Below are 17,361 nucleotides of genomic sequence, written 5' to 3'. Positions count from 1 at the left end.
GCTCCCCGGCGGCCCCATGAGGGGCCCCTGGCGGTTTCCCGGAGGTCAGAAGCCGGGGCCGCCCACACGGTTGCCCGCCGCGGCGAGCCTGCCCCACAGGAGATCGGCCAGGCTGCGGACCAACTGCTCGCGGGAGCAGGGCCGTTCGCCGAGCCACCAGTCGCCCGCCGCGTGCATCATGCCGACGATGCCGTGCCCCCAGACGCGGGCGAGCTGGGCGCTCTCCGGCCCGAGGTCGACGCGCTCCTCGATGACCTCCGCCAGCTCCTCGCCGAGGCGCCGCAGTACGGGAGCGGAGTGCAGTCCGACGTCGAAGCCCTGCTCGCCGGGCGAGGGCGCTTCGGAGGGGTGCATCAGGAACCGGTAGACCTGCGGGCGCGCCTCGATCGCCGCGAGGTAGGTGTCGAGCGTCGCCTCGACCCGCTCCCTGCGCTCGGCGGGAGCGTCGAGGGCGGCGCGCAGGGCTTCGAGCAGCGCGTCGGTATGCCGTTTGGCGAGCGCGGCGTACAGGCCGCCCTTGTCGCCGAAGTGGCGGTAGAGGATCGGCTTGGTGATGCCGGCCTCCGCGGCGATGGCGTTCATGGAGGCGCCGGGGCCGTCGCGGAGCACCACCCGGTCCGCGGCCTCGAGCAGCTCGCGCCGGCGATGGTCCGCGGATCTCTGCTGATCAGTGCGGTGTGTGGTCTCCATAAGCGTTCTCTCCCCGCCCGTGCGATTGCGTGACGCACGCGCAACGTAACACCCGGCACTAGGCGGGCATCGAACGGGCTGCCGGGAGTTGACACGGACTACTGGCCGGTAACACACTTCGGTTACCGCTAGTAACGCCGCAGTTGATCGCTGGTCCTGGAGGGGTCATGGCCGAGTTCACCATGGAGCTCAACGACGAACAGAAGGAGGTCCGGGACTGGCTCCACGGGTTCGCCGCCGAGGTGATCCGCCCCGCGGCCGCCGAGTGGGACGAGCGCGAGGAGACCCCCTGGCCGATCATCCAGGAGGCGGCGAAGCTCGGCATCTACTCCCTCGACTTCTACGCCCAGCAGTTCTTCGACCCCACGGGCCTCGGCATCCCGATGGCCACCGAGGAGATCTTCTGGGGCGACGCGGGCATCGGCCTGTCCATCATGGGCACGGGCCTGGCCGCCGTCGGCGTGCTCGCCAACGGCACCGAGGAGCAGGTCGGCACCTGGATCCCGCAGATGTACGGCGACGTGAACGACGTCAAGGTCGCTGCCTTCTGCTCCTCCGAGCCCGACGCCGGATCCGACGTGGCCGCCATGCGCACCCGCGCCGTCTACGACGAGGCCAAGGACGAGTGGGTCCTGAACGGCACCAAGACCTGGGCGACCAACGGCGGCATAGCCAACGTCCACGTCGTCGTCGCGGTCGTCGACCCCGAGCTCGGCTCGAAGGGGCACGCCTCCTTCATCGTCCCGCCGAAGACGCCCGGCCTGGCCCAGGGGCAGAAGTTCAAGAAGCACGGCATCCGCGCCTCGCACACCGCCGAGGTCGTCCTCGAAGACGTACGGATCCCGGGCCACTGCCTGCTCGGCGGCAAGGAGAAGCTGGACGAGCGCCTCGCCCGCGCGCGGGAGCGCGCCAAGGCCGGTGGCGAGCGCGTGAAGAACGCCGCGATGGCCACCTTCGAGGCGTCCCGCCCCGCGGTCGGCGCCATGGCGGTGGGGACCGCCCGTGCCGCGTACGAGGAGGCGCTGGAGTACGCCAAGACGCGTACGCAGTTCGGCCGCCCGATCATCGACAACCAGGGCGTCGCCTTCCAGCTCGCCGACATGCGCACCCAGATCGACGCGGCCCGCCTCCTGGTGTGGCGCGCCTCGTGGATGGCGAGTACCGGCAAGAAGTTCGAGTCGGCCGAGGGCTCCATGTCGAAGCTCTACGCGAGCGAGGTCGCCAAGAAGGTCACCGCCCAGGCCGTGCAGATCCTCGGCGGCAACGGCTACACCCGCGAGTACCCGGTGGAGCGCATGCACCGGGACGCCGCGATCTACACGATATTCGAAGGCACGAGCGAGATCCAGCGCCTGGTCATCGCGAGGACGCTGTCGGGCATGCCGATCCGCTGAGCGCACCGGTCGGTCGTCTTCCGGCTCGCCGACGCCCGAGGTGCTCGTCCCGCGGATCCGGGGGCCCGTGAACCGCGGCGCGGCCGTCGCCGCCACACAACGCTCTGGAGCCCGATCCGTTCATGACGCGCATGCGGACCGAGGCACCTGTGACCCAGGTCCGCATGCCGTACGGGACGAGCACCTGCCGGCTGGTGACGCGCTACGCGGACGTGCGGGCGGCGCGGGGCTCCGGGGCCTCGCCTCAGGGCTGGTACACGTACGGAGTCGTCGTGCACAGCGTCGAGAAGCCGAGCCGGTCCAGGATCGGGCGGCTGTCGTCGGAGGCGTCGACCTGGAGATAGCGGTAGCCGCGCTCGGCCGCGATGCGGGCGCGGTAGGCCACCGTCGCGCGGTAGATGCCCTTGCCGCGCCACCGGGGGTCGGTGCCGCCGCCCCAGAGCCCCGCGAAGTCGGTGCCAGGGCAGAACTCCATCCGGGCACCGCACACCGGCCGCTCCCCGGCCATGGCGACGACCGCGACGATCTCGTCCGGCGTCTCGGTCAGCTGGGCGAGCACCCGCTTGGCGAGGTGTTCGCTCAGCGCGGCGTCGCCCTCGCCGAAGGCCGCCAGGTGCGCCTGGGCCATGAGGTCGACGCCCACCGCGTCCGTCACGGGGACCAACCGGATGCCTTCGGGCAACTCCGGTGCCGCGGGCAGGCTCTCGGCCTGGGCGACCATCACGGTCTCCTGCGGGTCGGCCACGAAACCCGCCGCGAGGAGCCGGCCGGCCAGATCGGCCGGGCGGTCGTGGGAATGCAGCTTCCACTCGAACTCGCGTCCCGCGTCGGTGTAGTGGCGCACCTGCTCCGCGATGACGGCGTCCGCCGTCGTCGCGTCGATGTCCGCCCACAGGACGCCGTTCCAGTCGCTCTCCGAGCCGGTCTGCCGGACGACACCACCCACCCGTTCGACGGCCGGGCCATGCCCTTCGCTCCGCGCGTCCTGCCTGATCTGGCGGTCGTATGCGGCCAGTACCGCTGCGTGATCCATGCGGTCACTCCAACAGGGGCGGCAGGGGGTGACAACTGAATTAGGTGTGCGGGTTCAGGTCTGCGGGCGGGAGGGGTCAGGACTGCCAGCGGCAGCGGAGGGCGGCGGTGATGAAGCCGGGACCGAACGCCAGGGCGACACCGTTCGCCCCGTCCGCGGGTGGGGTCGCATGGGTGCGCTCCAGGACGCGGAAGACACTGACGCCTCCCATGTTGCCCTCGTCCGACAAGGTGTCCACCGAGTGCTGGGTGTCGGCCGGTGCGAGGCCGAGAGCGTCGGCGGTGCCGGTGATGATGCGCAGACTGCCCGGGTGGATGACCGCGAAATCCACGGAGTGGTCTCCCAGCCAGTCCAGCAAGGGAGGGAGGGTGGAGGCGACCGTGTCGGGGGCCTGCTTGGTGGAGTCGAAGTGCATGCCATGCGGGTCGAGCCGCCCGCGATAGCGGTCGAGACTGCCCGGCAGGGCGTACTCGAACGTGTCGTCGATGACCAGCCCGGGCCCCGAGGGTGCGCCGGTGACCACGGTCGCCGCGGCCGCGTCCGCGAACAGGGTCTTGTAGATCATCGATTCGATGGTGTCGGCGGTGTGGTTGTAGGAGGTCGAGAGCACCTCGGCCGCGACGACCAGTACTTTGCTCGCGGGCCGCGCGGTGACGAGGTCCGCGGCACGGATCATGGCCTGGACACCGCCCGCGCACGCCACGGTCGTCAGGGCGGTGCGGCGCACCGTCGGTCTCAGACCGAGGCGGTCGACGAGGTGGACATCGAGGTTGGGGACGGCCCAGCCGGTGGCGTGGGTGGTGACGATCGCGTCGATGTCGTGCGGCGCGAGACCGGCCGCCCGCAGGGCCTCCTGGGCAGCCTGTTCCGACATGTCGACGGCGTCCTGGAACGCGGCCTCGGTCCGGTCCTGGACATCGGCGGTCCCGGAGACGGTGGGGGAGGCCAGCGGCCGCGTGAAGTGGCGGGTGCGCACCCCGCAGTTGTTCACGACACGCAGGATCGCGTTCAGCCTGGGGTGGTCGCGGTGATGGGCACGTATGTCATCGGCGATCTCGTCCGTGGTGACCTTGTGAGCACCGAGGACAGTTCTGGGGACGGACACAAAAGCTGGCATGAGGCACTCCCACGGTGCAGATCGGGTGCGGGGGGTGCCGATAACGTACTTGACGGCGCGACGAATGCCCCCCATCGCGTGAGAGTAGGCGGCTATCGCGTGAGAGTGGGCGGCTCAGCTCCTCACATGGCTCGCAGCATCGGTGCGCGTGAGTGCCTTCGCTCCATACCGGGGTGATAGATGAGGATGAACAGACGCGAGCCCGGGGCGGTCATGGGCTGTGCCGCGCAGATCGACACCCAGCCGAGGCCGTGGACGGCGTGCCGCAGCGGACGCTCGTGACCGTCGGGGTGGATCAGCGCCCCGTCGCTGTCGTAGAGGTGGGAGAGTTCGGGATCCGCGACCACCTCCTTCTCGATGGCGCGCAGAATCTCGTCGTCCGGCCGGGCGACCAGGGCGGCACGCAATTGCGGCAGCACCATGGGGACCCAGGAATCGCGCCAGTCGGTGAGCTGCTCGCGGCCGTCGGGTTCGAGCAGCATCCACCGCATCGTGTTGGTCGGCACCCGCCGGTCGGGGAACATCGCCTCGAACGGTTCGTTGTGGGCGAGGAGCTCCCAGGACGCGTCGGTGACGTACGCCATGTGCGTGATGCTCTCGACCGCCTCCTGCCAGACGCCCGGTATCTCCTTGCCCGAGGAGGGGTGGAGCGGACCCGGCGGATCCTGCAACAGCGCGTACCGGCACAGCGACACCCACTCCTGCTCATTGAGCCCGAAGAGACGCGCCACGTCACGCAGCAGGGACGCCGGCGGATTGGGGTAATTGCCGGATTCCAGCCGGTGATACGTCCCGAAGGTGCGGTGCAGCAACTGGTCGACCTGGTGCTGCGAGAGGCCGGGAGCCCGCCGCCCCTGACCGCGGGGCCGGGAGAAGCCATGCGATTCGGGGGCAATGAGGGCGCGTCGTTCGCGGAGCAGAGCGCGGAGCGCCGTCTTGTTCATGGTGGGTAATCCCCTTGGTACACGCTGAGTTGGAGCGTGATCAGTCTAAATATTCACAACTTCTTTGGTAGTAAACATTGCCCGAAGAAAACGATCAGACGCTACGGCATCATGGAGTGCGCGACCTCGCCGACCAGCAGGTTTGATCGACGGCGAGTGCGTGGGCACAACTGTGGGGCATCTTGTCCGGGGAGCTTGAGAATGGCTGAAATTCCCCGGCATCGGGTACCCCCTAGGCCTATCGGGCCGTTGCGGGAAGCGTGTGGGACGACTGTTCGTATTCCGATCCGTGTGGTGGGAAACAGGGCAGCGCCGGACCGCGCGGAGCTTCTTCCCGGACCGGTTTCGTGGGTCCACCGGCTGCGGTCGGTGCCGTCACTCGCCATTACGTAGCGGCCACGGTACCGACCGCCCGTGGTTGTCCCCGGGCGGTCACCCGGTGGGGAGCCGCTCCTCCGCCCACGCCAGGATCTCCGTGACCCGCAGCCCGAACCGGACATCGCAAGGGTGTGCTGTGCCGGTGCGCGCGGCCGTGACGAGTTCGTCGACGGCGGTGGGGAACGCCTCCTCGGCCCCCTCCCACGGGGGCAGCACCGCGACGCCGCTCTCGCCGCGCAACTCCACGGCCAGACCCGCGCACTCCACCGGCGCCGTCAGGCTCAGCGCCGCCGTGCTGGAGGCGCCACCGCAGTGGCGCAGGATCAAGTGGACCGTGTCCCCGGGCCCGGCCGCCGCCGTCACGTCGCTCACGTCGCCGAGGACCGGCAGAAGCACCGACAGGGCGTGCGGGCCCACGTCCCACAGGCCGCCGCGGCTCGCGCGCCACGGTGAGGGGAACGCGGCGATCCCGTCCGCGGTGTAGAAGGAGCCGTACCAGTCGGCGCGGCCGGTGAACCAGCCGCCGGTGTTCTCCTGTTCGGCCAGCCAGGCCGAGCTGGCCTCGGCGAACCGCAGTGTGAAGAAGACCACGGACGCCACCTGGGCCCGCTCGGCCGCCCGCGCCAGTCCGAGCGCGGCTTCGGGGGTCGTGGCGACAGGCTTGTCGAGGAGCAGATGGCAGCCCGCCGCCGCGGCCCGCGTCGCCAGCGCCGCCTGGACGTCGGGCGGCACCGCGAACGCCACGGCGTCGCTGGCGGCGAACAGTTCGTCCACGTCCGCGTACGCGGCTGTCCCGTGCGCGGCGGCGAGCGTGGCCGCGGCCTCCGGTCGGCGGCCCCACACGCCGCTGAAGTCGATGTCCGGGTGTGCGGCGAGGGCCGGGGCGTGGGTGGCGGTGGCCCAGGGGCCGGTGCCGACGAGGCCGATGCGGAGTCGGTTCATGGGCGGCAGTATGACCGAAGCAGTTCGAGAGCGAACCGGCGCCCGGTAACCCCTCGTCCGTTGCGGTCACTTGACGGCCGTGAGCATGAGGGTGTGTCCGGCATGAGGCTCGGGCACATGCCGCTTCCTACTGGTGAATACTTATTCAACGGCTATTGTGAATTTCCATTCACCTCATGTCGGCGGGGGCTTCACGGAGTCCGTCCCGATATCCGGCGATGCGCGTGCTCCGGCGCGGCGGGGCCGGCCGGAGGGGCGACCGTGGAAGGAATGCGACCGTGGGAAGAAGGCACCTCACCCATCCCTCCGTTCCGGCCGGCTCGCGCAGGGACGCCGAAGCGACCAAGGGCGCCATCACCCGCGCCGCGAGGTACCTCCTCGCGCGGCACGCCCATGGCGACATCACCCTCAAGGCGGTGGCCGAGCGCGCCGGGGTGAGCGCGCCGCTCGTCCTGAAGTACTTCGGCAACAAGGACGCCCTGTTCGCGCACGTCATGTCATTCGAGGCGGACGCGGAGGCGTTCCTCGACGCGCCCCTCGCTGGTCTCGGCCGCCACATGGTCCACCATCTGCTGACCGGCCAGGCCGAGCGGGGTGCCGACCCCATCCTGCGCATCGTCTTCGCCCCGCTCCACGGAGAGCGGGGCGACGTCCTGCGCGCCAACTTCCGCGCCCAGGTGGCCGATCGGCTGAGCGGGCGCCTGGCGGGGCCCGACGCGGGACTGCGGGCCGAACTCGCGGTGGGCATGCTGATCGGTCTCGGCGTGATGTACGGCATCGCCCGCGGCCCGCGGCTGCGCGCCGCGACCATCGCCGAGATCACCGAGCGGTACGCGCCCGCGGTGCAGGCCTTTCTGACTCCGGAGTAACACGCTCCGCCGGTACGGAGGTCCTGCGCGAGCGCTCGCAGCGCCGCACGACGGCCACCGCGGCGCCGCAGGATCAGGATCAGCCAGTACAGGCCGTACCCGCCGAACGTGGAGATCGCCCGAGAAGACGACGCCACTCGTGACGCAGTGGACGGTCATGGCCACCGCCGGTCGCACCGGGCGGGCCGAGCGCTGGTTCCAGGAACGCCGCCGATCCACTGCGTGCGGGAGACGGACTGCCCGAGCAGCGGCCCGGCGAGCGCTCCCGCGACCAGCGGCCGGGTGCCGTCGATCAGTGCGGTGGTGCCGCTGGGGCGGATCGTGGACAAGTCTTTGCCCATGGCCGGAAAGTTTCCTTACGTGATCTCCGGTGGCCCTCTCCGGTAGGGCGGCAGGCCGAGTCCGTCCCTTGCACGCCCTCTGGCCTTGGCAAAGTACGGCCGAAACCACGGGGGTACCGGCTCTCGCCGAGTGCCCGGGATGTTGACCGTACGCACTCGAAGGCGCACGATTCCCGCTATAGGTGCTAGATACATCTAATTTGCGAGCGGGAGGAATCACATGTGCGGCATCACCGGCTGGGTCTCCTTCGACCGTGACCTCACGGCCGAGTCCACCACTTTGGACGCCATGACGGAGACGATGTCCTGCCGCGGCCCCGACGACCGCGGCACGTGGACCGGCGGCCCGGCCGGGCTCGGACACCGCAGGCTCGCGATCATCGATCTGCCCGGCGGGCGCCAGCCGATGACGGTCGAGACGCCGAACGGCACCGTCGCCCTCGTCTACTCGGGGGAGACCTACAACTTCTCCGAGCTGCGGCGCGAACTGGCGGGCCGCGGCCACCGGTTCACCACCGACTCCGACACCGAGGTCGTCCTGCACGGCTATCTGGAGTGGGGCGAGGCGCTCGCCGAGCGGCTCAACGGCATGTACGCCTTCGCGATCTGGGACGCCCGGCACGACAAGCTCGTCATGATCCGCGACCGCATGGGCATCAAGCCCTTCTACTACTACGAGACACCGGACGGCGTCCTGTTCGGCTCCGAGCCCAAGGCGATCCTCGCCAACCCCCTGGCCCGCCGCCGCGTCGGCATCGACGGGCTGCGCGAGCTGTTCACCGTCGTCAAGACGCCCGGCCACGCCGTCTGGGACGGCATGCGCGAGGTCGAGCCCGGCACCGTCGTGACCGTCGGCCGCTCGGGGCTGCGCCGGCACGTCTACTGGTCACTGGAGACGAGGCCGCACACCGACGACCGCGACACGACGATCGGAAAGGTGCGCGAGCTGCTGGAGGACATCGTGCGCCGCCAGCTCGTATCGGACGTGCCGCGCTGCACACTGCTCTCCGGCGGCCTGGACTCCTCGGCGCTGACGGCGCTCGCCGCGCGCCGACTGGCGGAGACGGGCGAGACCGTACGGAGCTTCGCCGTCGACTTCGTCGGCCAGACCGACAACTTCGTCGCGGACGAGCTGCGCGGCACACCCGACACCCCCTTCGTGCACGACGTGGCGAAGTCGGCGGGTACCGAGCACCGCGACATCGTCCTGGACTCGCACGCCCTGGCCGACCCCGAGGTGCGCGCGAAGATGATCCGTGCCCGGGACATCCCCATCGGCTTCGGCGACATGGACGCCTCCCTCTTCCTCCTCTTCCGCGCCATCCGGGAGCACTCCACGGTCGCGCTCTCCGGAGAGTCGGCGGACGAGGTCTTCGGCGGCTATCTGCAGTTCTTCGACGAGCGGGCGCGCACGGCCGACACGTTCCCCTGGCTGGTGCGGTTCGCCGACCACTTCGGTGACGACTCCGGTGTGCTGCGCCCCGACCTCACCGCGGCGCTCGACCTCCCGGCGTACGTCAAGGACGGTTACGCGACGGCCGTCGACGGCATCCGGCGCCTGGACGGCGAGAGTGACTTCGAGTACCGGATGCGCAAGGTCTCCTATCTGCACCTGACCCGCTTCGTCCGCGTCCTGCTGGACCGCAAGGACCGCGCGAGCATGGCCGTCGGGCTCGAAGTGCGCGTCCCGTTCTGCGACCACCGCCTCGTCGAGTACGTGTACAACACGCCCTGGGCGCTGAAGTCCTTCGACGGCAGGGAGAAGAGCCTGCTGCGCGAGGCGACCGCCGATGTGCTGCCCCAGTCCGTCTACGACCGTGTGAAGAGCCCGTACCCCTCCACGCAGGACCCCAAGTACGCGGTCGCCCTGCAAGGGCACGTCAAGGACCTGCTCGCCCGGCCCGGCCACCCGGTCTTCGAGCTGGTCGACCGGGAGCGGGCGGCGCGGGCCGCCGCGCGGGAGGCGCCGCAGATCACCCAGGCGTCACGGAGCGGCCTGGAGCGCACCCTGGATCTCGCGCTCTGGCTGGATCTCTACCAGCCGGACATCGCGCTGTCCTGACCTGCGGGCGTCAGGCCCCTGCCCCGCGCGCTCACTCCTTGGGCTCGGCCGAGGCGGCGAGGGTGTCGAGGAACCGCTGGAGCGCGGGTTTCCTGCCCGTTCCGAGGTCGCGCTGGACGGGCGGCACGCTCGCCCCGCGCCGGGCTTCGGGGGTCCGGCAGGGGTCGGGGTGCTGCTCCTCGGTGCGGACGGTCACCGCGCGGCGTATGAACTCCGCCACCGGCATCCCGAGCCGGTCCGCGTGGAGCAGGACCGCGGCGTACTCCTCGGGCGTGAACAAGACCTGCACAGGCTTGGCACCGTCCATGGACGCATGATGCCGCCCGGGCGGGGGTGACGCGGTGCGGTTGGCATATTCGCCCACGAAGGCGTGAAAACAGCGGAAGCGGCGACGAATGGGAAGTGGCCCCGACCGGACGGGGGAATCACGGTCGGGACCACCTCATGTTCAATGATAAACCATCGGGTGATGTGCCCAGGTGGGAGGGGTGGGGGTGTGAGCCGCGCAACGCGCTGCCTGCCCCGTCCGCGCCCGGGCTCAGCTCGCGATCATGATCACCGAGGCCGTGACGCCGACGACGACGATGAAGCCGCGCAGCGCGACCGGCGGCAGGCGGCGGCCGTAGCGCGCCCCGACGAGCCCGCCGACCGTGGAGCCGGCGGCGATCAGCCCGGCCGCCGTCCAGTCGACGTCCGCGACCGCGATGAAGACGATGGCGGCGACTCCGTTGACGATCGAGGCGAGGACGTTCTTCACGGCGTTCAGGCGTTGCAGGTCGTCCAGGATGAAGGCGCCGAACAGGCCCATGAGCAGCACGCCTTGGGCCGCTCCGAAGTAGCCGCCGTACACGCCGGCGGCGAGGACGCCGCACCACATCGGAGCGCCGCCGTCCCGTCTCCCCGGGTTCTCGCGCTCCTTGAGCCGCCGGTTGAGCCACGGCTGCAACACCACCAGGACGCAGGCGGCGAGGATCAGCACCGGCACCACCGCCTGGAAGGCGTCGTCGGGCAGTTGCAGAAGAAGCAGCGCGCCGATGAGGCCACCGATGAGGGAGGCCGCACCGAACCGCACCAGGCGCCCCAACTGCCCCTTCATCTCACGGCGGTAGCCGTACGCGGCGCTCACGGTGCCCGGCACCAGGCCGAGGTTGTTCGACACGTTGGCGAGCACCGGCGGGAAGCCGAACGCCAGCAGGGTGGGGAAAGTGATGAGCGTGCCGGACCCCACCACCGCGTTGATCCCGCCGGCCGCGACACCCGCGGCCCCGACGGCCGCCATCTCGAGCGCTTCCACACGTCACCTTTCCCACAGGGGCACGGCCCGCCCCCGGGGTCGTCCGGACCCCGGGTCGGCGCCCGTCTCCGGGTCGCCGCCCGGGCCGTGAACGATCTTGGGTCATGGTGAAAACCCAAGTCAATCCTCGGGTTTCCTTGCATCGCCCCAAGGGATACCTTCACCCCTTGTGACCTTCGACGATCTCCGAGTCTTCGTGGCCGTGTGCCGCGCGGGCAGCCTCAGCGCGGTGGCCCGCGACCTCACCTGTACGCAATCGGCGGTGAGCCAGCACGTCAAGCGTCTGGAAAAGGAGCTAGGGGTGAGCCTCCTCGAACGGCACGCCCGGGGCGTCGTGCCCACCGCGGCCGGGCGTGTCCTGCGCGCCGCGGCGGCCGAGGGGATCGGCGGCATCGATCTTGCGGTGCGGCGCCTGCGGGAGCAGGCCCGGGGCGACGGGGGCACGGTGCGGATCACCACCGGTGCCACCACCGTGCGGCACTTCATGGCCGAGGCCGTCGTGGACTTCCGGGGCCGGTATCCCCGCGTCAGCCTGGAGTTCCAGACCGTCAGTTCCAGCAGCGGGTGCTTCGACGCGCTCGCCGCCGCCGACCTCGACCTCGCCTGGATCACCCTCGGTGAACCCGTGCGCGGCATCGAGCAGCGGCCCGTCGTGGCCCTGCCCTGGGTCCTCGCGGTCCGCGCCGACGACCCACTCGCCGACCGGCCGCGCGTCGAGCCCGCCGACCTGGCCGGAGGGCAGCTCATCACGCCGCCGGTGAACTCGACGTCCCGCGCTCAACTGGACGCCCGCCTGGACGAGTTGGGAGTGGTCCTGCCGACGGGCACCAGCGTCGCCGACTGGGACACGGCGTTGCTGCTCGCGGAGCTGGGCCTCGGGCAGGCAGTCGTGCCCGCGCTGCCCGGCTGGCGGGGCCGCGCTCCTGCCGGGCTGCGCATGGTCCCTGTCCCGGAGCTGCCGCCGCTGTCGGTCGGCTGGGCGGTGCGCCGCTGGGACGCGCTCAGTCCGCTGGCCCGCGCTTTCGCCGACACCGTGGCCGAGCACTGTGCGCCGCTCGGCCCGGTCCCGGCTCAGGGCAGCAGTCTGGCGGCGCGCGTCTGAAGGTAGCGGGCCTCCGGCCGGCTGAGGGTGCCCTTGGCCGCCGACCGGTAGGCGGTGAGCGCCCCTTCGGTGTCACCCGCCTTCTCCAGCAGATGGGCCCGTACGGCATCGAGGCGGTAGTGGCCCGTCAACCGGCCTTCCAGAGCGGTGAGTTCACCGAGCCCGGCCCTCGGCCCGTGGACCATCGCGTACGCCACCGCGCGCCCCAGTTCGGCCATGGGCTCGGGGGCGCGGCGGACGAGAACGTCGTACAGGGCGAGGATCTGCGGCCAGTCGGTGGCATCCGCGCTCGGTGCCTCGTCGTGCAGCGCGGCGATCGCCGCCTGCAACTGATAGGCGCCGGGCGGGCCTTGAGAGAGCGCCTCCTCGACGAGCGCGGTGCCTTCGGCGATCGCCCGCCGGTCCCAGCGGGTGCGGTCCTGCTCGTCCAGCGGGATCAGCTCGCCGTGCGGGCCGGTCCGCGCGGCACTGCGCGCCTCGGTCAGCAGCATCAGAGCCAGCAGCCCCGTCACCGCGCCCTCGTGGGGCAGCAGGCGCCGTACGGAACGCGTCAGCCGGATCGCCTCCCGCGCGAGGTCCGCGCGGTGCAGGGCATCGCCGGACGTCGCCGTGTAGCCCTCGTTGAAGATCAGGTACAGCACCTGGAGGACCACGACGAGCCGCGCGTCGCGGTCCTCGGGTCCCGGCTGTCGGAACGGCGTACCCCTGACCTTCCCCTTCGCCCTGCTGATCCGCTGCGCCATGGTCGCCTCCGGCACCATGTGCGCGCGGGCGATCTCCGCCGTGGTCAGGCCGCCGACGGCACGCAGGGTGAGGGCGACCTGTCCGGCCGGGCTCAGCGCCGGGTGGCAGCACAGGAAGAGCAGCGTGAGCGTGTCGTCGTCCGAGGGGGCGCGGCTCTCGCCCGGCGGGGGAGCGGTGAACGCGTCGCGGGGGGTGAGCAGTGCCGCGTCCTCCTCACGCCGCCGCCGTGCAGCGTCCGCGCGCAGCTGGTCCACGAGCCGCCGCGAGGCCACCCTGATCAGCCAGCCCCGCGGATTGTCCGGCAGGCCCTGGTCAGACCACTGCCGCGCGGCCGCGAGCAGCGCCTCCTGCACGGCGTCCTCGGCGGTGTCGAAGTGTCCGTACCGGCGTACGAGCGCGCCGAGGACCTGCGGCGCGTGTCGGCGCAGCAGGTCCTCGACCTCGGTCGTACGTCTCAGCACGCGCCTCCCGCGTCCTGCACGGGCCGGATCACGACGGGCGGCTCGACCAGGCCCTCGGGCCCGGGACACCGCGTGATGCGCGCGGCGATCTCGGTGACCCGTTCCAGGCTCTCGCAGTCGACGAGCCAGTACCCGGCGAGTACCTCCTTCGTCTCGCCGTAGGGGCCGTCCGTGATCACCGGGCGGCCGTCCCCGCCCGCGCTGACGAAGCGGGCCTGCGCGGGTTCCGTCAGGCCCTGCGCGTCGATGAGCTCCCCGGATTCGGCGAGGTCGTTGCTGACCTCGGTCATGAACGCGAACATCGCCTGAAGTTCCTGCTCGCTCCAGGCCGGGCTGTGCTCGGAGGGCTTGCCCGTCATCGCGTCGTAGTCGGCCTGTGAGCCCTGGACCATCACCAGATACTTCATGACTCGCTCCTCGGCTGCGCCGTCACCCCTCATGGGCGACTCTCACAGGGGACGTCGGAGCGGACGGCGCGTTCTCTACATGGGCTGCCCCCAGCATGCTATCGAGCGGCGGCGCCGAGTTCCTGGTGAGAGGTGGCGCCGAGTTCCTGGCAAGACGTGAGGGGAGGGCGGCAACCTTTCGCGGTGCGGTGGCGACTGCTCAGCGGCCCGTTTCTCACGGGCGCCGGCCCTGATCGCGGGCGTGCCGCTGGCGCTGGCCGCCGCGGGGGCGATGGCCTACGGCACGGCTTTCGGGGTGTTCGGCGAGGACGCGCAGCAAAGGGCGGCTGCCGCTCCGGCGCCGGCCTGGGCCAAGGCCAGCGCCGACGGCTTCGCGTCGGTCCACGCGCTGGGGCAGAAGGGGACGTACGGCGGTCGGGACGGGAAGACGGTCACCGTGCGGACCCTCGCCGATCTGGAGAAGTACGCGAGCGCTTCGGAGCCGTACGTCATCGTGGTGGCCGCGACGATCTCGATGAGCCCGAAGGGCAAGGAGGTCGAGGTCGCCTCCGACAAGACGATCGTGGGCGCGGGTACCTCGGGGCAGCTCGTGGGCGGCGGGTTCTTCCTCGGCCGCGGCGTGCACAACGTGATCATCGGGAACCTCACGATCCGGGATTCGTACCAGGGCATCCGGAACGACAAGGAGCACGACTGGGACGCCGTCCAGATGGACGGCGCGCACCACGTGTGGATCGACCACAACAATCTGCGGCACATGGCCGACGGTCTGATCGACAGCCGCAAGGACACCACCTATGTGACGGTGCCCTGGAACAGGCTGAGCGACAACAACAAGACGTTCGGCATCGGCTGGACCGAGAACACCACCGCGAACCTGACGATTCATCACAACTGGTTCCGCGAGACGGCACAGCGCAACCCCTCCACCGACCACGTCGCTCACGCAAGGACGGCACGCCGCTCTCGTCCAGCGCGGCAACGTCTTCGACGGAACCAGGGGCCGCAACGAGAGCGGCGGCGCGGCCTTCGACCCGAAGGCGTACTACAACTACCGCCTCGACAAAGCCGACGATGTCCCCGGCCTGCTCAAGTCCGGTGCCGGACCGCGCAGTTCGATCGGTACGACGTCGGGGGCCGGGACCGCCGCCGCGCAGAGCACCCTGGCCGTGGCCAAGGACGGCAGCGGCCGGTACAAGAGCGTGCAGAAGGCTGTCGACGCCGTGCCCGCGGGCAACACCTCACGTGTCGTGATCCGGATCGCCCCCGGCACCTACCGCGAGACGGTGAAGGTCCCGGCGAACAAGCCGCACGTCACGTTCGAGGGCACCGGCACCAGCCGCAAGGACTCCGTCATCGTCGAAGGCCACGCCGCCGGAATGACCAAGCCCGACGGCTCGGGCACGTACGGCACCGGCGGCAGCGCCACCGTCGCGGTGGAGGCCGACGACTTCCAGGCCCGCAACCTCACCATCTCCAACGACTTCGACGAAGCCCGGAACCGGCAACTCAGCGGCCAGCAGGCCGTGGCGCTGCGCACCGCCGCCGACCGTATCCGCCTGGACGCCCTCATCATCAGCGGCGACCAGGACACCCTCCTCCGGGACACGGCCGCCAAGGACAAGACGGGCCGGGTGTAACGGCACCTCGGCCGGGTACGTCACCGCGCCCAGCACGCCCGCGGGCCGCAAGGGCTTCCTCATCACCCGCACCACCATCGACGGCGACGTGTCCGCCCGCGGCTGCTACCTCGGCCGCCCCTGGCACGCCGGTGGTGACGCGAGCCTCGACCCGCACACCACCATCCGCGACAGCAAGCTCGGCGGGGCCGTCAAGACCACCCCGTGGACCGACATGGGCGGCTTCTCCTGGAAGAACGACCGCTTCGCCGAATACAAGAACGACGGTCCGGGAGCCGGCGCCGCCGGCGGTGACCGCCCGCACCTGACCGACACCCAGGCCGCCACCCAGAAGAAGGTGGACTGGTTCGGCGACTGGAAGCCGACCGCCGGCTGACCGCCCGCCCGCGGCGCTCAGCCCAGGTGGACGGGCGCCGCGCCCTCGGCCGACCGCTGCTTCGCGGCGTTGATGGCGAGCGCGGTCACGGCGAGACCGGCCAGGAACATCACGCCCGCGCCGGCGAAGGCGAGGGTGTAGCCGTGGGTCAGCGCGTCGGCCGCCTCGGCCACCAGGCCGTGGTCCTTGGTGGCCACGCCCCGGTAGAACGAGGCTGCCGCCGCCGGCAGCCGCTCGTCGGCCGCCGAGGTGGAGATGGTCGACAGGACGGCGAGGCCGAGGGCGCCGCCGACCTGCTGCGCGGTGTTCAGGAGCGCGGAGGCGATGCCCGTCTCCTGGTCGCCGACCCCGCTCACCGCGCCCAGCGTCATGGGTACGAAGCTCATGCCGAGGCCGAGCGCGGTCACGAACATCGCCGGCATCAGATGCCCGGCGTACGACGAGTCGGGGGTGAGCGTGGCGAACCAGAACATGCCCGCCGCGGCGACGAGCAGGCCGGGCCCGGCGATGACACGGGGGGCGAGGCGGGTCACCAGCTTGGCGCTGACGGCGGCGGCGACGCCCATGCCGAGGCTGAAGGGCAGATTGGCGAAGCCGGTCTTGACCGCGCTGTAGCCGAGGATCAGCTGCATGTAGAGGGTCAGGAAGTAGAAGGTGGCCATCATGCCGGCGCCGATGAAGAGCATCGTGGCGTAGGAACCGGCGCGGTTGCGGTCCTTGAAGAGGCGCAGCGGCATCAGCGGATGCGCGGTGCGGCTCTGGACGAGCAGGAAGGCGCCGAGCAGCACGGCGGCGACGACGAAGCAGCCGAGCGTCACGCTGTCGGTCCAGCCGTGCTCGCCGCCGCGCGTGATGCCGTAGACCAGGGCGATCAGGCCGCCGGTTCCGGTGAGGGTGCCGGGAAGGTCCAGGCGCCCCGGGTGGCGCTCGGCCTCCACGAGTGTCCTGGTCCCGGCGAGGACGGCCAGGCCGATGGGGATGTTCACGAAGAACACCCACCGCCAGTCCAGGGCGTCGGTCAGGACGCCGCCGAGGAGCAGGCCGACGGTCGCGCCGATGCCGGCCATGGCGGCGTAGACCCCCATCGCCTTGTTGCGCGGCTTGCCCTCGGGGAACGTCGTGGCGATCAGGGACAGCGCGCTGGGGGCCGCGACGGCCGCGCCGACGCCCTGGAGGACGCGCGCGGCGATCAGCAGGCCCTCGTTGGGGGCGAGGCCACCGAGGAGGGAGGCGAGGGTGAACAGGGCGATGCCCACCTGGAACATCCGCCGCCGCCCGAAGAGGTCTCCCGCCCGGCCGCCGAGCAGCAGCAGCCCGCCGAAGGCCAGCGCGTAGGAGTTGACGATCCACGCCAGGTTGGCGTCCGTCACGCCGAGGGCGGTCTGGATGCTGGGCAGGGCGATGTTGGTGATCGTGCCGTCGAGGACGACCATCAGCTGGGCGGCGGCGATGACGAACAAGGCGAGACCGAGGTGGCGGCCCTTGCCGGGATCCCCGGGCGCGCCGGGGGCGTCCGCCGGTCCGGGGGCGGTGACAGGCGAGCTGCCGACAGACATGAAAGAACTCC

Annotated in this window: 14 protein-coding genes and 2 pseudogenes; 5 read left to right on the top strand and 11 right to left on the bottom strand. The window is 71.1% G+C overall.

Features of this window, described 5'->3' with window-relative positions:
• Window positions 1–45: 45 nt before the first annotated feature.
• A complete protein-coding gene (locus CP975_RS01595; RefSeq protein ID WP_055530277.1) occupies window positions 46–690 on the bottom strand; it encodes a TetR/AcrR family transcriptional regulator in 645 nt (214 codons plus the stop codon).
• Window positions 691–857: 167 nt separating this feature from the next.
• On the opposite strand from CP975_RS01595, the gene CP975_RS01590 reads away from it, so the two are divergent.
• On the top strand, window positions 858–2,084 hold the full coding sequence (locus CP975_RS01590) for an acyl-CoA dehydrogenase family protein (RefSeq protein ID WP_055530275.1): 1,227 nt from the start codon (window positions 858–860) through the stop codon (window positions 2,082–2,084).
• Between the two features lie 244 nt (window positions 2,085–2,328).
• On the opposite strand, the gene CP975_RS01585 is transcribed toward CP975_RS01590, so the two are convergent.
• The 4 genes from CP975_RS01585 to CP975_RS01570 all read right to left on the bottom strand — a co-directional run bounded on the left by CP975_RS01585 (window position 2,329) and on the right by CP975_RS01570 (window position 6,498).
• Window positions 2,329–3,117, bottom strand: a complete 789-nt coding sequence (locus CP975_RS01585; RefSeq protein WP_055530273.1) for a GNAT family N-acetyltransferase — start codon at window positions 3,115–3,117, stop codon at window positions 2,329–2,331.
• A 76-nt stretch (window positions 3,118–3,193) separates the two neighbouring features.
• Window positions 3,194–4,234 (bottom strand): 3-oxoacyl-[acyl-carrier-protein] synthase III C-terminal domain-containing protein, encoded by a 1,041-nt coding sequence (locus CP975_RS01580; protein WP_055530270.1) that lies wholly within the window; start codon window positions 4,232–4,234, stop codon window positions 3,194–3,196.
• Window positions 4,235–4,356: 122 nt separating this feature from the next.
• Entirely contained in the window at window positions 4,357–5,178 is an 822-nt protein-coding gene (locus tag CP975_RS01575) for an MmyB family transcriptional regulator (RefSeq protein WP_150476498.1), read from the bottom strand.
• A gap of 432 nt (window positions 5,179–5,610) precedes the next feature.
• Window positions 5,611–6,498 (bottom strand): Gfo/Idh/MocA family protein, encoded by an 888-nt coding sequence (locus CP975_RS01570; RefSeq protein WP_055530268.1) that lies wholly within the window; start codon window positions 6,496–6,498, stop codon window positions 5,611–5,613.
• 278 nt (window positions 6,499–6,776) lie between these two features.
• Between CP975_RS01570 and CP975_RS01565 the strand changes: the two genes are divergently transcribed.
• Window positions 6,777–7,367: a TetR/AcrR family transcriptional regulator gene (locus tag CP975_RS01565; RefSeq protein ID WP_055530266.1), complete on the top strand. Its 591-nt coding sequence runs from the start codon at window positions 6,777–6,779 to the stop codon at window positions 7,365–7,367.
• A 56-nt stretch (window positions 7,368–7,423) separates the two neighbouring features.
• On the opposite strand, the pseudogene CP975_RS01560 reads toward CP975_RS01565, so the two are convergent.
• A pseudogene (locus CP975_RS01560) lies at window positions 7,424–7,678 on the bottom strand (EamA family transporter); the annotation flags it as partial.
• Window positions 7,679–7,928: 250 nt separating this feature from the next.
• Here CP975_RS01560 and asnB point away from each other — a divergent pair.
• Entirely contained in the window at window positions 7,929–9,770 is a 1,842-nt protein-coding gene (gene asnB, locus CP975_RS01555) for an asparagine synthase (glutamine-hydrolyzing) (RefSeq protein ID WP_055530263.1), read from the top strand.
• A 31-nt stretch (window positions 9,771–9,801) separates the two neighbouring features.
• Here asnB and CP975_RS01550 read toward each other — a convergent pair whose 3' ends face one another.
• On the bottom strand, window positions 9,802–10,077 hold the full coding sequence (locus tag CP975_RS01550; RefSeq protein ID WP_150476496.1) for a hypothetical protein: 276 nt from the start codon (window positions 10,075–10,077) through the stop codon (window positions 9,802–9,804).
• Between the two features lie 231 nt (window positions 10,078–10,308).
• Window positions 10,309–11,064 carry a sulfite exporter TauE/SafE family protein gene (locus tag CP975_RS01545; protein ID WP_055530258.1) on the bottom strand — a complete coding sequence of 252 codons (756 nt, stop codon included), beginning with the start codon at window positions 11,062–11,064 and terminating at the stop codon, window positions 10,309–10,311.
• A 169-nt stretch (window positions 11,065–11,233) separates the two neighbouring features.
• On the opposite strand from CP975_RS01545, the gene CP975_RS01540 reads away from it, so the two are divergent.
• On the top strand, window positions 11,234–12,166 hold the full coding sequence (locus CP975_RS01540) for a LysR family transcriptional regulator (protein ID WP_055530256.1): 933 nt from the start codon (window positions 11,234–11,236) through the stop codon (window positions 12,164–12,166).
• Here the strand turns inward: CP975_RS01540 and CP975_RS01535 are convergent.
• Entirely contained in the window at window positions 12,136–13,371 is a 1,236-nt protein-coding gene (locus CP975_RS01535; RefSeq protein ID WP_055530254.1) for an RNA polymerase sigma factor, read from the bottom strand. The genes CP975_RS01540 and CP975_RS01535 overlap by 31 nt on opposite strands.
• Window positions 13,365–13,778 carry a YciI family protein gene (locus CP975_RS01530; protein WP_055530252.1) on the bottom strand — a complete coding sequence of 138 codons (414 nt, stop codon included), beginning with the start codon at window positions 13,776–13,778 and terminating at the stop codon, window positions 13,365–13,367. Before CP975_RS01530 ends, CP975_RS01535 begins: the two co-directional genes overlap by 7 nt.
• Before the next feature lie 271 nt (window positions 13,779–14,049).
• Here CP975_RS01530 and CP975_RS01525 point away from each other — a divergent pair.
• Window positions 14,050–15,794 (top strand): annotated as a pseudogene (locus tag CP975_RS01525) (pectinesterase family protein).
• A 17-nt stretch (window positions 15,795–15,811) separates the two neighbouring features.
• On the opposite strand, the gene CP975_RS01520 reads toward CP975_RS01525, so the two are convergent.
• Window positions 15,812–17,350: a DHA2 family efflux MFS transporter permease subunit gene (locus CP975_RS01520; protein ID WP_055530250.1), complete on the bottom strand. Its 1,539-nt coding sequence runs from the start codon at window positions 17,348–17,350 to the stop codon at window positions 15,812–15,814.
• Window positions 17,351–17,361: the final 11 nt, after the last annotated feature.

The sequence above is a fragment of the Streptomyces alboniger genome (assembly GCF_008704395.1).
Classification (GTDB): domain Bacteria; phylum Actinomycetota; class Actinomycetes; order Streptomycetales; family Streptomycetaceae; genus Streptomyces; species Streptomyces alboniger.
This window is presented reverse-complemented; position numbering and strand designations above follow the sequence as displayed.